Source organism: Bacillus sp. BC05(2025), from assembly GCF_056725905.1.
Map to the genome: position 1 here is coordinate 112,878 of NZ_JBWYRA010000009.1, position 16,128 is coordinate 129,005.

At 34.3% G+C, this 16,128-nt stretch carries 14 protein-coding genes and 1 pseudogene; 5 read left to right on the plus strand and 10 right to left on the minus strand.

Going from position 1 to position 16,128, the window contains the following annotated elements:
- Positions 1-102: 102 nt before the first annotated feature.
- The 9 genes and pseudogenes from ACZ76X_RS22895 to ACZ76X_RS22935 form a co-directional block, all read right to left on the minus strand.
- Entirely contained in the window at positions 103-768 is a 666-nt protein-coding gene (locus tag ACZ76X_RS22895; RefSeq protein ID WP_479851766.1) for an ABC transporter permease, read from the minus strand.
- A gap of 155 nt (positions 769-923) precedes the next feature.
- The gene (locus ACZ76X_RS22900; RefSeq protein ID WP_479851767.1) at positions 924-1,613 is read right to left on the minus strand and encodes a Crp/Fnr family transcriptional regulator; all 690 of its coding nucleotides are present in this window, start codon (positions 1,611-1,613) and stop codon (positions 924-926) included.
- Between the two features lie 199 nt (positions 1,614-1,812).
- Positions 1,813-2,775 (minus strand): carbamate kinase, encoded by a 963-nt coding sequence (gene arcC, locus ACZ76X_RS22905; RefSeq protein ID WP_070805138.1) that lies wholly within the window; start codon positions 2,773-2,775, stop codon positions 1,813-1,815.
- Between the two features lie 37 nt (positions 2,776-2,812).
- The gene (gene arcD, locus ACZ76X_RS22910; RefSeq protein ID WP_479851768.1) at positions 2,813-4,228 is read right to left on the minus strand and encodes an arginine-ornithine antiporter; all 1,416 of its coding nucleotides are present in this window, start codon (positions 4,226-4,228) and stop codon (positions 2,813-2,815) included.
- Between the two features lie 99 nt (positions 4,229-4,327).
- Complete coding sequence (gene argF, locus ACZ76X_RS22915; protein ID WP_479851769.1) at positions 4,328-5,326, minus strand: ornithine carbamoyltransferase; 999 nt, start codon at positions 5,324-5,326, stop codon at positions 4,328-4,330.
- A gap of 30 nt (positions 5,327-5,356) precedes the next feature.
- Entirely contained in the window at positions 5,357-6,589 is a 1,233-nt protein-coding gene (gene arcA, locus ACZ76X_RS22920) for an arginine deiminase (RefSeq protein WP_097844125.1), read from the minus strand.
- 268 nt (positions 6,590-6,857) lie between these two features.
- Positions 6,858-7,307, minus strand: a complete 450-nt coding sequence (argR, locus tag ACZ76X_RS22925; protein WP_098668779.1) for an arginine repressor — start codon at positions 7,305-7,307, stop codon at positions 6,858-6,860.
- Positions 7,308-7,459: 152 nt separating this feature from the next.
- Positions 7,460-8,410: a methyl-accepting chemotaxis protein gene (locus ACZ76X_RS22930; protein ID WP_479851820.1), complete on the minus strand. Its 951-nt coding sequence runs from the start codon at positions 8,408-8,410 to the stop codon at positions 7,460-7,462.
- Positions 8,402-8,752: pseudogene (locus tag ACZ76X_RS22935) on the minus strand (HAMP domain-containing protein); the annotation flags it as partial. The gene ACZ76X_RS22930 and the pseudogene ACZ76X_RS22935, both read right to left, overlap by 9 nt.
- 210 nt (positions 8,753-8,962) lie before the next feature.
- On the opposite strand from ACZ76X_RS22935, the gene ACZ76X_RS22940 reads away from it, so the two are divergent.
- The 3 genes from ACZ76X_RS22940 (at position 8,963) to ACZ76X_RS22950 (ending at position 11,436) form a co-directional block, all read left to right on the plus strand.
- Positions 8,963-9,685: an amino acid ABC transporter ATP-binding protein gene (locus ACZ76X_RS22940; RefSeq protein WP_048567175.1), complete on the plus strand. Its 723-nt coding sequence runs from the start codon at positions 8,963-8,965 to the stop codon at positions 9,683-9,685.
- 120 nt (positions 9,686-9,805) lie between these two features.
- On the plus strand, positions 9,806-10,600 hold the full coding sequence (locus tag ACZ76X_RS22945) for an ABC transporter substrate-binding protein (RefSeq protein WP_479851770.1): 795 nt from the start codon (positions 9,806-9,808) through the stop codon (positions 10,598-10,600).
- Positions 10,601-10,743: 143 nt separating this feature from the next.
- Positions 10,744-11,436 (plus strand): amino acid ABC transporter permease, encoded by a 693-nt coding sequence (locus tag ACZ76X_RS22950; RefSeq protein WP_479851771.1) that lies wholly within the window; start codon positions 10,744-10,746, stop codon positions 11,434-11,436.
- A gap of 52 nt (positions 11,437-11,488) precedes the next feature.
- On the opposite strand, the gene desB is transcribed toward ACZ76X_RS22950, so the two are convergent.
- Entirely contained in the window at positions 11,489-12,574 is a 1,086-nt protein-coding gene (gene desB / locus ACZ76X_RS22955; protein ID WP_000661224.1) for a Delta(10) desaturase DesB, read from the minus strand.
- 581 nt (positions 12,575-13,155) lie between these two features.
- Here desB and ACZ76X_RS22960 point away from each other — a divergent pair.
- Positions 13,156-14,682: an FAD-dependent oxidoreductase gene (locus tag ACZ76X_RS22960; RefSeq protein ID WP_479851772.1), complete on the plus strand. Its 1,527-nt coding sequence runs from the start codon at positions 13,156-13,158 to the stop codon at positions 14,680-14,682.
- 142 nt (positions 14,683-14,824) lie between these two features.
- Positions 14,825-16,126 carry an MFS transporter gene (locus ACZ76X_RS22965; RefSeq protein WP_479851773.1) on the plus strand — a complete coding sequence of 434 codons (1,302 nt, stop codon included), beginning with the start codon at positions 14,825-14,827 and terminating at the stop codon, positions 16,124-16,126.
- The last annotated feature ends 2 nt before the right edge of the window (positions 16,127-16,128 follow it).

The following is a 16,128-nucleotide window of genomic DNA, read 5'->3' on the forward strand; positions in this document are numbered from 1 at the left end:
CAATATGCCATTACCTCGTAGCATGTCGGATGATTCAAGTTGATTTTCTATATCGTTTCAAATTATTGCTCCTACTCATAAACTTTTACTTACGGATTAATTTTATTTCGTATCATTTTCATGCAATGAATGTATTTTAATATTTGGAACTTCATCTTTTTCAATACCGCTACTATAAACAACAGGAATTTGAAATTCGACTTGCTTTGTCTCATGTTTTTGTAAATAGATTGGATTTGGTACTGGATAACTTTTTGAATCCTCATATAAAACAACTTTTAATGCTTGTGAATGATTACGATAATTTTTTAAAGTAACAATGCACCTTCGTTCGATATCCTCTCCATTTTTCTCCATTCTACACTGGCTATCGTCTTTTTTATATTCTATTGCTTCTAAGCCTGTTTTTCCTGCGTAGTACCATGTTTTATTCAATGTCTGGAGGATGTTATTTAAAATAAACGGCATCATTAAAATCAAAATACTAATACCTACTACTTTTATCTTATTCATTTTTCTAAATGTACTAGGCTCCTTTTTTCCTAGCCATTTTAAAAATAATATAAATGCAATTACATGTAGTAAGAAAGAAACAATCAATATATTTGAAACTTTGTAATTCATATAAATATCCGTATGTATCGGAACCTTATAGAGATTAAATAGCTTTTCCCCTATTAATTCATTATCATTTGGAATTTTTAATAATAATATAACCCCTATACTGTAAAAAATAGCTACTAATCGATCATACTCAATGCGAATCATTCCTTCTCCCCTTCACTTTGTTTTTATTATCGATTTTAGCCACTATTACTATACTATACAATCTTTTTATAGGGGATAACGTAAAAAAGTTCCTTATTAATATATAAAGAACCTTATTAATATACAATATGAATTAAAAAATCAATCTACAATTTTCACATAGAGATTTCCTCAAAATATGTTGGATTATGTATTGTAATTTTTTTATCTAGAATTGTAACAATACTATCATTTTTTAATTGTTTTAATACGCTACTAACCGTCTCTCGAGACGTACCAGATATTTTCGATATTTCAATTGTTGTAAGTGGGCAGGAAATTACAATCGTTTCGCCACTCTGTTCTCCTAAATCCTGCATTAAATAATTTAATGTTTGAATGACCCGATCTTGTGCATTAGGAATTGTAATATTTTGGACTCGATTTTCGTTTAGCTTTAATATGGATGATAATTGCTGAACAACATACATTAATTGTGTCCTACTAGATTTCACCATATCTTCAAAAATTACTGTCGGAATATAATAGACCTCTACATCTGTCATCGCTTCTGCCGTATAGTTATATCCTCTGTCTGTAAACATACCACCATAAGGAAAAATAGAATACCTCTTTACATAGTCATCATATAATAAATTCCCACTTTGATTTACCCGCTCTAACTTTATAAATCCATCTAACATGAAGTAAATTCTTTCTCTTGAATCCCCTTCTAAAAATAAAAATTGACCCTTTTTATAAGTTCGCCAATAGACAAACTCCGTCAAACCTTTCAATTTCTTTTCTGTTAAATGAGCAAATAATTCAAACTGCTTTAAATCTTTAACTACGTTGCGTCTATTCATAAAATTCCCTCTCTCTTGCTATATGTTGGATCGAAAAATCAAGAAAGCGTATTCAAGTTGAATTTTATCACAATTAACTTATATATTTGGATTTCATCATGAAAACTTTATGAACAATGAGCACAAAAAATATTAATAAATAAAAAGAATGAAGTTACTAACTTCATTCTTTTTATTTATAAGTAGCGTACATAATTACTTAAACATACATGCATACATTCTGTTTTGAAATAATAGTACCAGCTTTTTCTTCTAATGCTTCATATACTTTTTCTAAAGATGTAATAATTGTTTTTCGTTCTGGATTTGTATTAACAAAATTGATAGCAGCTTCAATTTTTGGAAGCATACTTCCCGCAGCAAATTGCTGTTCCTCAATGTATTCTTCTAATTGATTCACTGTGACATGCTCTAATTTTTTTTGATTCGGTTGATTATAATTTACATACACATGATCAACTGCAGTTAAAATAACGAGCGTATCGGCATCTACTAATTCTGCTAATTTCTGCGCAGCGAAATCTTTATCGATAACCGCTTCAGTTCCTTTTAGTCCTTCTTCAGAATCAATTACTGGAATTCCACCACCACCAACAGCTATCACTATATTTCCATCTTCGACCAAAGAATTAATCACTTTATGTTCATGAATACTTACAGGCTTCGGTGATGGAACAACACGTCTCCACCCTCTACCCGCATCTTCTTTAAACACTGCTTTTGTTTCTTCCATTAATCTTCTGGCCTCTTCTTCTGTATAAAAAGGACCAATTGGTTTAGTTGGATTTTTAAATGCCTCATCTTTTTTATCCACAACAACGCGTGTTATAACCGTTGCTACATCTTTTTTTATATTCCGTTTTTTCAATGCCTTTTCAATCGCATTTTCCATCCAATATCCAATCATTCCTTGGCTCATTGCCCCACAAGTATCTAATGGCATTGCAGGTGTCTTTTCCGTTTCTGCAGCTTTTTGCTGCAATAAAATATTCCCCACTTGTGGGCCATTTCCATGTGCAATTACTATATCTACATCATTTTCCATTATTTTCACAAGTTGTTCCGCTGTTTTTTCCAACGCTTCTTGCTGCGCTCCCGCAGTAGCTTTTCCAGACTGTATCGCATTTCCCCCTAGTGCAACTACAATTTTTCTTCGTGCCATATTTCAGCCCTCCAGTTTATTTCGTTTTCACAGAGCTTTATAAAGTAATGCTGCCTGTAATTAATCCATAAATCGCAAAAAATGCTAAAGCACCAATTGCTACGGATGATGCTAATTCCACTCGAGTAAATATTTGCTTCGAACTCTTTTGCTTTTGAACATTGTAAAAAATAAAAATACCTGGCGCATATAAAGTCATTGTTAATAGTAGATACTCTAAACCAGCTGCATAAACTAACCAAACGCCATAAATACTTGCTATCAAGCCAATTACTATATTTTTATTTCGATCTATTTCCTCAGACTTTAAGCTATGCTTCAGTTGATAAAATGCTGAAAAAGCATATGGAATTAAAATAGCTGAAGATGCTAAAGAGAATGCAAAGTTATACGCCTGATCAGAAACGACGAATGTTAACAAGAACATTTGAATTAAACCATTTGTTATCCATAATGAATTTACTGGAGCCTTATTTTTATTTTCTTTTGCGAACCATTTTGGAAATACTCCATCTTTAGCCGCTAAATATGGAATTTCAGAAGCGAGCAAAGTCCAACCTAACCAAGCACCTAATACAGAGATGACTAAACCTAAATTAATAAAGATAGCACCCCATTTTCCAACAACACTTTCAAATAAATAAGCCATAGCCGGATTTTTCAAACCAGCAATATCTGCTTGCTGCATAAGTCCAAGAGACAATAATGTGATTAAAATGTAAATGATGAGTGTACCAATTAAGCCAATAACCGTTGCTTTCCCTACATCACTTCTATCTTTTGCTCGACTGGATAAAACAACAGCACCTTCTACCCCAATAAATACCCATAAAGTTACAAGCATTGTACTTTTAACTTGGCTGCCAACTGCTCCCCATGAAAAAGAACCAGTTTGCCCCCAAAATCCATCTAAGAACGTATCAATATGAAACGCGAAGATTCCTATGACAATAAATACAAATACAGGTACTAATTTTGCGATTGTAGTTACTAAATTCACAAGTGCTGCTGATTGAACTCCACGTAAAATTAACATGTGAACACACCATAATAATACGCTTGCACCAATAATGGACGCTACATTTTGCCCGCCTTCAAAGATCGGGAAGAAATATCCTAATGAAGAAAACAATAATGTGCCGTAAGCTACATTCCCAAGCCAAGCAGATAGCCAGTATCCCCACGCACTATTAAACCCCATAAAATTACCAAACCCTGCTTTTGCATAGCTAAAAATACCACCATCTAAATCTGGCCGTTTTACAGTTAGATTTTGAAAAGATAATCCAAGTGCAATCATCCCAATTCCTGTTATAACCCAGCCAATAATAATGGCTCCAGCTCCAGCACCTTTTGCCATATCACTTGCTAAATTAAAGGCTCCACCGCCAATCATAGACCCCACTACAAGAGCCGTTAATGTAAACAACCCTAGTTTCTTATCTTCACCCATTCCACTCACCTCTCTTTAATTGCAATAACAATACAAAAGCAATAGTGAATGATAGTGTCTAAAGGAGGAGAAAGAAGAAAGGAATACTCCCTTTCTTCTTTACTCCATGTTTCCTAAAGTAGCTGCCATAACCGCTTTAATTGTATGCATTCTATTTTCAGCTTGATCAAATACTTTTGAATGTTTACTGCGGAATACTTCGTCAGTTACCTCCATTTCTTTCAACCCATATTTCTCATAAACTTCTTCGCCATACATCGTTTCGACATCATGAAATGCAGGTAAACAATGTAAGAAAATCACGTTTTCATTCCCTGTTTCTTTAATCATTTTCATATTTACTTGATAAGGTTTCAATAACTCGACACGTTCAGCAAATTTTTCTTCTTCCCCCATAGACACCCATACATCTGTATAAATTACATCTGCATTCGCAACAGCTTCTTCCACATTACTTGTTATCATTACCTGTTCATTATATTTTTTTGCTAAATCTATTACTTCTTGTGCAGGCCATAAAGTTTCCGGTGTACAAATACGTACATCCATTCCAACGATTGCGCCACCAACTAGTAAGCTATTAGCAACATTATTTCGTCCATCTCCAACGTAAACGAGCTTCACATTTTTCAATTTCCCTACATGTTCTCTAATTGTTAATAAATCTGCTAGTGTTTGTGTTGGATGCCACATGTCTGTTAATCCATTCCAAACTGGCACACCAGAATTTTGTGCTAAAGATTCTACAGTTTCATGATTAAATCCACGAAACTCAATTCCGTCAAACATACGCCCTAACACTTTTGCTGTATCCTCTACAGATTCTTTTTTCCCAAGCTGAATATCACCTTTCCCTAAATATTCAGGATTCGCTCCTAAATCTGTACATGCTACTGTAAATGCACAACGCGTACGAGTGGAAGTTTTTTCAAATAAGAGCGCTACATTTTTACCTTCTAAATAATGATGAGGGATACCATTTTTCTTTTTCTCTTTTAATTCTGCTGCCAAATCTAGAAAATATAACAATTCTTCTTGTGTAAAATCTTTTTCTGCTAGAAAGCTTTTTCCTTTTAAATTTGATCTCGTCATTAACATACTTCATCCCTACTTTCTCCGTTATTTATACTAGATATCTTTACGAACAATTGGCATACTCATGCAACGTGGACCCCCACGACCACGAGATAATTCCGAACTTAGCACCTCAATCACTTCTATACCGTGTTCCCGTAATAACGTATTAGATACATAGTTGCGATCATATGTAACAACCACACCTGGCGCGATTGCTAATGTATTCGAGCCATCATTCCATTGTTCACGAGCAGAAGCAATTACATCTCCTCCTCCACATGGAATAAGAACTAATTCACTTAAGCCTAATACTTCTTTTAATGCTTCCATTAAAGAAGTACGATGTGTAATTTTGAGTGTTTCCTCATCTGGTCCTTTTTCTAAAATATAAATATTCATATTCCCTTTTGGCCCTTGAATAGCTGGATGAATTGTGAACTTGTCATAATCAACCATTGTAAATACTGTATCTAAATGCATAAATGCTCGGCATTTTGGAATTTCTATTGCTAATACTTTCTTAATTTTATTTTGTCGACTAAAGAGATTTTTAGCTAAACGTTCAATTGCTTTAGCTGAAGTACGAGCAGATACTCCAATCGCAATTGTTTCTTCATTTAAAATTAGCTCGTCGCCACCTTCAATTGGAAATTTATAATCACGATCTAACCAGATTGGTACATTATGTTTTGCAAATCTTGGATGATATTTAATGATGTACTCCATGAATAATGATTCACGTCTACGCGCTGGTTCTCTCATTTTATTTATCGTTAAGCCATCACCCACACTAGCTGCTGGATCTCGAGTAAAATATAAATTAGGCATTGGGTCTAAGTAAAACGGATAGTGATCTTCCATTAATTCATATAAATGTGTCTTCTTACTTGTTTCAATTTCGTTTTTCCGTACACCGCCCATAATTTTTTGAATTAATTCTTCATTTGAAAAGGAAAGTAAATATTCTTTTAAAGTTTGATGTGCAACATTTACGTCGGCCTGTCCTTCTTTTAAAATACGATCAACAAATTCTTCTCGAAGTTTTTTATCTACTAACGCCTCAGCGGCTAGTTTTTCTAAATAAAGAACTTCAACACCCCGATTGCGTAACGTTTGTGCAAAGTAATCATGCTCTTTTTGAATAATTGGTAAATATGGAATATCGTCAAATAATAATTGCTGTAAATAATCTGGTGTTAAGTTTTCCACTTCTTTACCAGGTCGTTTTAATAAAACCGTTTGTAATTCCCCAATTTCAGACGTAACATGTATCGGATGCTTCATTTGTTTTACCTCCTTTTAAATATGTTTGATGTCTTACAAGTACATAATAAATGCTACGCGCTTTCACCTTTGTGAAATCATCCACATTATCATTGTGAAATATTAAACAAGTTATTTTTTTAAAATCATATTAATTTGTATTTTTATAATAATCCATCCAGATTTTTTAATAGAAAATACATATATTACGCATATATGTTGAATATTTAACTTCCGTATTTACACAAAAATCCTGTTTTTAATAAAAATTAAAAACAGGACTTTGCATCTAAATAATTAAATTTAATCTTTCTTCTAAAATCTCCCTATCTGATTTCGACTGAGAAATTATAAGGCATGTATCATTTCCACATATACATCCTATTTTTTCTTTCCAATCTAACTCATCAAACAAAGCACCAATAACATGTGCATTTCCAGGTAATGTTTTAATAACTATTAATTGATCTACACAATCAATTTTCACAACAACCTCTCGTAATTTTTTCTTTAACTTTATATCAGTTTGTAAATGCTCTTCTGAGAAAATTTTATATATCATCAATCCTTCTTGAGAAGGTACCTTCGTTAAGTTTAACTCACGAATATCTCGAGAAACCGTAGCTTGTGTTACTAATACATCCTTTTTTGCTAACAATTCTACTAATCTTTCTTGTTTCTCTATTTCATACTCTTTTACAAATTGTTTAATTAATCGTTGTCTTTTTTCTTTTTTCATAAAAGACACCCCTTTTAATATTATAGCTCACTATAATTTTCATCCGAAAGGGACAGAAAAGAATGTTGCGGAAACGTTCATAGTTTATATCTTTGAACTATAGATATTAAATCTAGCTAAAAAAGAGAAGAACAGTATTCTGTTCTTCTCTTTTACATTGAAAATCGTTCAATTGTTTGTTTCAAGTCCTCTGCTTGTTGCTCTAAATCCTTTAATAATTGATCAATTACTACCATATTTTTAGATTGTTGCAACGTCACACGCGCCACTTCTTGTGAACCAGCTGATGTTTCCTCAGCAATTGCTGCCACAGCTTTCGTCTGTGCTCCTGTTTGATGAATGTGGCTCACTTGTTCGTTCATATAGCCACTAATTTGCTTCGTTGCATCAGCAACTTCCATAATACTTGATGACATTTCTTTTAAAATTAATTCCGTAGCTTCCCCACGTTTCGCCTCTTCTTTAGCTATTTTCACTTGTTCTGTCATTTTCATTGCAACTTGTTGTACTTCCTCTTGCATATTTCGTAATAACTGCGATATGTTTCTTGCAGAATGATCACTTTCATCAGCAAGTTTCCGTACTTCCTCCGCAACAACCGCAAAGCCTCTTCCATGCTCTCCTGCACGAGCAGCCTCAATAGAAGCGTTTAGTGCTAATAAATTTGTTTGGCTAGCAATCTCACTCACAACAGATACAATGTGTTCTACTTGTTTCATTCTTTCCTCTAACTTCTGTACATTTTGCATTGAATCTTCATTTTCTTTCGCCAATGTTTGAATACCTTGAATTAAAGACGTAAAGACACGAGTACTATGCCCTAAAGCTTGAACCATTTCTGAAGACAACTCATCAGACTGTTTCGCTTTCTCTTCTACTTCACTTGCAATTGATGTTGTTGTATCAACAGCAGAAACAATTGCCTGAATGGATGCCGCTGATTGCTCAGCTCCAGAAGAAATCTCTGCAAGTGTTTCAGAAACACCTTGTGCTTGTTTCGTTGCTTCGCCTGTTTGTTTTCTAATTTGCTGTACTTGATTGTTTGTATACGAAAATGTTGTATCAATATTTTTTACCATGCCCCTTAAGTTCCCTAGCATCATATTAAATGCAACACTTAAAGATTTAATTTCATCATCAGTCTTTGGTAATGGAACATCTTCACGAATATCTCCTTCAGCCGCTTTTCTCGCCGCCTCCTCTAACTTTCGAAGCGGTTTAATTAAAAATACCGCTGCTCCATATGCTAAAATTCCAGACCATACTACCCCTAATAACATAACGATAATATTATATGCAGTTTGACTTACATAACTTTGAAAATAATCGTATATCACATAAATAAAAAATATACTTGTTGAATATGTAATTAAAGCTAAAACTGTAGTGAATAGCATAAGTTGTGTACGTAAGCCAAAGGAAAATGTCTTCCTTTCTTTTTCCATCTCTTCTTTCCCCCTTTTTATAAGTAATATAAGTACTACCTATATATTATTATCCATATTTTCATTATAGAAGGATATAGGGATTTAAAAAATTATTATTTCCTTGAATATCAAATCCACTAAAAAAAATAAAGGATTCTGACAATTTGTGACTAATAACAGAAATAAGGGGCAACATTTGTAAAATTTATTTTTGACTGGGGGTTTTGTATGATTCAGGTTCGAAATCTAGTAAAATCATTTGGCTCACTTGATGTTTTAAAAGGAATTGATTTAGAAGTACAAGAAAAAGAAGTTGTTGTTTTAATTGGTGCCAGTGGTTCCGGTAAAAGTACATTACTTCGCTGTCTTAACTTTTTAGAAATGTACGATGAAGGTGAAATTCACTTACAAGGTGAACGAATTGATCCAAAGCATTCAAATTTAAACAAAGTCCGTGAAAATGTCGGTATGGTTTTTCAGCACTTTAATCTCTTTCCCCATATGACCTCACTAGAAAACATCATAGAAGCACCTATTCATGTAAAAAAATTAGAAACAGCAAATGCAAAGGAAATCGGAAATCAGCTTCTGCAAAAAGTCGGCTTACAAGACAAAGCAGATGTAACGCCCCACCTCCTGTCAGGTGGTCAAAAACAGCGTATTGCCATAGCACGAGCTCTTGCTATGAATCCTAAAATTATGCTATTTGATGAACCTACCTCAGCCTTAGACCCTGAACTTGTTGGAGAAGTACTTCAAGTTATGAAAGAACTTGCTGAAGAAGGAATGACCATGGTTATTGTTACTCATGAAATGAATTTCGCGAGAGATGTAGCTGATCGCGTCATTTTTATGGACGACGGAAAAATTGTAGAAGACGCTCCGCCAGCGCAATTCTTTTCAGCTCCATCACACGAACGAGCAAAACAATTTTTACGCAACGTTTTATAGTGTAACTTCTGTTTCAAACGAAAAGAAATACATTCATACGGTGCACAACTAATCATCTAAATACAATATTCAATAACATACTTAAAGCCATCCGTATGATCAATATATAGGAGGGGTTTTATGAAAAGAAAACTATTAACCATTGTTGCGAGTATTACATTATGTACATCTTTCATACTAGGAGCATGTAGTAAGGAAAGCTCTACTACTTCTTCAAATAGTGAAAAAGAATTTCGTTATGCGATGAGTGGCTTATATAAACCTTTTAACTATAAAGAAAATGACGGAAAGCTTGTCGGCTTTGATGTAGAAATAGGTGAGGCACTTGCGAAAAAAATGAATATGAAACCCACTCCTATTACAAATCCATGGGAAACGCTAATCCAGGGTCTCAAAGCGAAAAAGTATGATGTAATACTAGGAAGTATGGCCATTACAGAAGAACGCTTAAAGGCTGTTAATTTCTCCAATCCTTATTACCGTTCTGGTGCCCAAATTTTTGTGGCTAAAAAGAATGCATCTATCTCTTCTCCAGAGGATTTGAAAGGTAAGAAAGTTGGTGTTGTAAAAGCTAGTACCTTTAAAAACCTTGTTGCAAAACATACAGATCAAATTACAGAATACGATAGCGATATTACTGCACTTATGGATTTAGAGCCTGGACGTATTGATGCGGTAATCACTGATCAAATGGTTGGTTTAAGAATGATTAAAGAAGGTAAATCAAATATAAAAGAAGCTGGAAAACCATTAAATCTTGATGAAATGGGAATTGCTATTCGTAAAGATGATAAAGAAATGGTTGAGAAAGTAAATAAAGCTTTAGATGAAATTATTAAAGATGGTACGTATGAAAAGATTAGTAAAAAATGGTTTGGACGTAATATTCTTGGTGAGGAGGAAAAAACGAAGTAAATTAGTTATTCAAAAGTTTCATCCATTACGCCCCACTTTTTATCCCGCTATTTATGGGCAGTAAAACTCCCAATTAGTGCGAGATACTAATCAGTGGGGTATTTCATTCCCTACCAAAATCCATACAATATGAGGTGACACATATGTTTGAAATTTTTATGTCTACTTATCCCACACTCTTAAAAGCTACTATTGTCACATTACAATTAACACTAACATCCCTATTACTCGGTTCACTAATTGGATTACTATTCGCTTTTTTTCGGATCTCTAACAATAAAGTTTTAAATAGTATTGCTCATGTATATATCGCCATTATTCGTGGTACACCTTTAATTGTTCAAATTGCCATTCTCTATTTCGGGATTACATCCGTTGTTGTTTTTACTCCTTTTTGGGCAGGAGCAATTGCTTTAGCAATCCATAACGGTGCATATATTACTGAAATTTTCCGCGGATCCATCCAATCTATTGACCGTGGACAATTGGAAGCTGCTCGTTCTCTAGGTATGCCTTATCCTTTAGCAATGCGCCGTATTGTACTGCCGCAAGCATTTCGTCAATCTCTTCCTCCTTTAGGAAATCAATTTATTATTGGATTAAAAGATTCTTCACTTGTTGCTTACGTAGGAATGTCCGAATTATGGGGATCAGGTTTATCTATTGCTGCAGGTAACTTCCAACAATTAGAAACATACATAATCGTTGGTTTATATTATCTCGTGCTTGTTCTCCTATTCACTTACCTTGTTAACCTTTTGGAAAAACGACTACAAAGAAAAGAAACTAACTCCGTCCAACTCCCTACAAAGAACAAAAAGGAAGTTTCTTTATAAGAAAAAGCAAGCCTGAGATGGCTTGCTTTTTCACTGCAACATATATCTATTTTTACTGATTTATTTTTTTAATACTCTCTTCTTCCTCTATATGTTCCTCACGATATGAAATATTATGAGGATCTAGTCCATTTCCTAAAGAACCATAGAAATGCTCTCTATGCGGATCTACTAATTCACTTCCTTGATAATACACACGTGGTGTATTCCATAGCGCTGCCAAAGCTTTTGTCATTGGCATCTCATGATAGCGTTCCGGCCACATTTCTTTAATTTTCTCTTTTACTAATGGATAGTATTTAGAACTCATAGCAGGGAACAGATGATGTTCTGTATGATATGAGAAATTGAAATGTAAAACGTCTACCCAACGCGGCACTGTTACTGACAAACAGTTTGCTAACGGATCATTTACTGGAACAATTGGATTTAAACGGTGATTTGTTGCGATATATGCCATTACAATAAAGTTAGCAATTAACAACGGAATCACATATGCAAATAACCATTTTCCAGGTCCCATAATAAACAATAAACTAATCCAAACTGTCCAAGGCAAAAGAAGTTGAAGCCATACAGATTTTTGATTGGATGACTTAAATTCTTTTATAAAATGAAAGAACATTCGAGTCGAATGCAATGTAAATTGAATGGTTAGTGACAGAAAACTAAAGAATGAACGTACATGAAGAGGCATGCGATATACCCAACTCAAAAACTTACTCTTTTTCAGCTTCTCAAGTGTAGGCCATGCATCTGGATCATTCTCTTCATGTTGTGTATGAACGTGATGCGTTGCATTGTGCCACTTTCTCCAAAGTTTAGGACCCGTCGATAATGGCATAAACGCAATTGCTCCTAAGAAATCTCGAAGCCATGCCTTTCTTACAACAGTTCCATGTAAAATTTCATGCCCTAAAAACCCCAGTGAAGCAAAACATAATCCAAGAACAATCGCAATTCCTAGATTCGCCCACACATTCAATTCAAATACACCAATCGATATTAATCCCGCCAATGCCACAAGCAAATAAGCCAGTCCACCAAATAAACGAGTAGGAACTGGTTTGAATGCTTTTTTCGGCAAATGTGGTGATACACGTGCTGCATACCACCCAAACGTATGAAGCTCCTTCATCCTTTTGCCCCTTTCTTATGCCGCGTCTTGCGCAACTTACATATATCAATTCTTGCTTCCAGATTGATTTTACTAGCTGATTAAAAAGCATCTATGTATAAGGAAAATATACTCACTCTATCGTCACTTATTTTTTCGCTTTTATTATTAATGAAAAACATTTCTCTTTTTACTCTCTATCAACCTTTCCACATGATAAATCATATCAATAGAATTTCCATATTGTCAACAACTTTTATGACCTAGTAATAAAAGTTGGTTATATTTTTATAATTATACTTTATTTCACTAAAGAAAAAACATAGATTTTATAAGGTTTCATCCATTATCTATATACATACACTTATATACTATAGACTCTATCTTATTCAATAACTCTCTGTGTAAATAACAAATAAACTCACCTGAATCTAGCTTTGCACAACTCCTATCTCTTCATACCGACAACACTAAAAATTATATTAAAATAATTTTATCTTTCTTTTAATAAAAATAGGCCCTCTCTAAAACAGCACACATGAATTTCATATCTTATGGAAATATTAAAAGGAAAATTGTTCTAAAATCGGGAGGTTTCTATAATGACAAGCGATACATTTCCACAATTTCCATTATCTTATTGGATTGAATCTACTCAAATCCCTGCTTTTCCCCCTTTATCCGAAAATGTAAAGACGAAAGTCGCTGTTATCGGTGCTGGTATTACAGGTATTACTACTGCTTATTTACTTGCGAAAGAAGGCATCGATGTTGTTTTAATTGATTCTGGTCTTATTTTAAACGGAACAACTGGGCATACAACAGCAAAGGTAACAGCTCAACATGACCTAATTTATGATGAATTCATAAATCATTTCGGTTTGGAAAAAGCCAGGCTTTACTATGAAGCAAATAATCATGCTCTACAATTTATTAATGAAACTGTGCAAACATATAAAATCGACTGTAATTTCTCAAATGAAGATTCATATTTATATACAACTACCGATAATGGATTAAGAAATTTATCGAAAGAATATGAAGCCTATCAAAAATTAAATATACCTTGTGACTATGTTCAATCTCTATCGATTCCAATTCCAGTACAATCTGCACTTGTCATGAAAAATCAAGCACAATTCCATCCCCTTCTTTATTTGAAAACACTTTTAGAAAAGTTTGTGGAGATGGGCGGAAAAGTTTATGAACAAACTACAGCTATTGATGTAGAAAAGGGTGATTATCCACAAGTCATTACAAAAGGCGGACATCGCATCACTTGTGAATATATTGTCTCTTGTTCACATTTTCCTTTTTATGATGCGAATAGCTTTTTCTTTACGCGAATGTACGCAGAACGCTCTTATGCTCTTGCTATTAAAGCAAAAACAGATTATCCAGGTGGCATGTATTTAAGTATTGATGATCCAAAACGCTCCTTACGCTACACAACAAACAATGGTGAAAAATTAATTTTAATTGGCGGAGAAAGTCATAAAACAGGACAAGGAATAAACACGATGCTTCATTACGAAGCACTTTATTCTTTTGCGGAAGCAACGTTTGGAATAGATAAAGTTCCTTATAGATGGTCAGCACAAGATTTAATCACGCTAGATAAGCTCCCTTATATTGGACATATTAACGAGAGCAATCCAAATATATTTGTTGCAACTGGATATCGTAAATGGGGAATGACAACTGGAACTGCTGCCGCTCATTTACTGAAGGATTCCATTCTAAAAGTACACAGTCCATATAAAGAACTGTATGCACCATCACGCTTCCATGCAAATCCAGATATAAAAACGTTCCTCTCCCAAAACCTTGATGTTGCGAAACATTTAATTGAAGGAAAGATTGAAACCGCATTACGTAAACCAGAAGACCTCGAAGTTGGTGAAGGATCTGTCGTACATGTTAACGGGAAACGAGCAGGTGCTTATAAAGACAAAGATGGAAAATTACATATTGTTGATACAACTTGTACACATCTCGGCTGCGAAGTTGAATGGAATAATGGTGATTGTACTTGGGACTGTCCTTGCCACGGTTCCCGCTTTTCAATTGAGGGAGATGTTATTGAAGGTCCGGCAGATCAACCGTTAAAACGAGTTGATAATGAGTAAATAAATAAAGAAGTTCAACAGGTTTTCTGTTGAACTTCTTTATTTGTTATAAACCTTTTCAGGTAAATCCCGATACAAGAAGGAAAATATTAATCTCAAATAAAATAATATACTCATCTACAAATTAAAAGGGGTGAACATTATGCAACCTTCAGCTCCACCTCACCTAGAATCTACAGAAACTATCTTTTCGAGCTCTATTACAAAACTTGTTGTTTTTATTTGTTGGCTAGCTATTCTAGCTGATGGATATGATTTAGGTATTTACGGTGCCGTTCTGCCAAAGCTCCTAGAAGACAAAAGCTGGGCACTTTCACCAGCACACGCTGGTACAATTGCTAGCTATGCTTTATTTGGTATGTTTATTGGCGCTATTCTAGTTGGAACCATTACAGATCTAATTGGACGAAAATGGACTCTTATATGCTGTTTAGCACTTTTTTCTCTCACAATGGGTATAGCTGCACTTGCGCCTTCTCCCGAATTATTTGGTTTATCTCGGTTTATCGGAGGAATCGGATTAGGTGGTGTTATTCCAACAGCTTCAGCACTTACCGTTGAATATTCACCAAAAAAGCGACAATCTTTTATTTATGCTCTTATGTTTACTGGCTATCCTTTAGGGATCGTATTAGGCACTATTTTGTCTATGTTTATGTTAGAAGATTTCGGATGGAGAACTATGTTTGGCATCGGAATGATTCCACTGCTCCTCATTCCTTTCATTATTCGTTATTTACCTGAATCCATTCAATTTTTATTATCACGTAATCGCCAGGAAGAAGTAGACAAAATCCTTCATCGTTTTCAAATTGAATTCCATAAAAACGATGAAACTCATCAACCCGCATCTAATATACGAAAGAAAAATGGATTCCTTACTTTATTCTCAAAAGAATACAGAAAAGCAACGCTGCTTTTTTGGATCACTTATATAATGGGTATGTTTTTAATTTACGGTTTAAATACTTGGTTACCGCAGATGATGCGCCAAGCGGGATACCCTCTTGGATCTAGTTTATCATTTCTACTTATGTTAAATATTACTGCCGCTATCGGTGCATTATTTGCTGGAGCAATCGCCGATCGTATAGGAGCTAAAATTGTTATTAGCATCTCCTATCTTATGGCAGCTATATGTATTGGACTATTAACAATTAAACCATCTGTTACAATCATCTATCTTTTAATTGGTCTTGCTGGAATTGGATCAGTTGGCATTACTCAAATATTAAATGCATATGTAACACAATACTTCCCATCCCATATTCGGGCTACTTCCTTAGGATGGGGACTTGGACTTGGCCGAGTTGGTGCAATTGCTGGTCCTATTCTTGTCGGTATTATTATGACAATGCAATACGACTTAGCATGGAATTTTTACTTATTCTCATTTGCAGGTCTTCTTGCAGCTATATCTGTTTTCTTTATTCCTACAAAATAAAG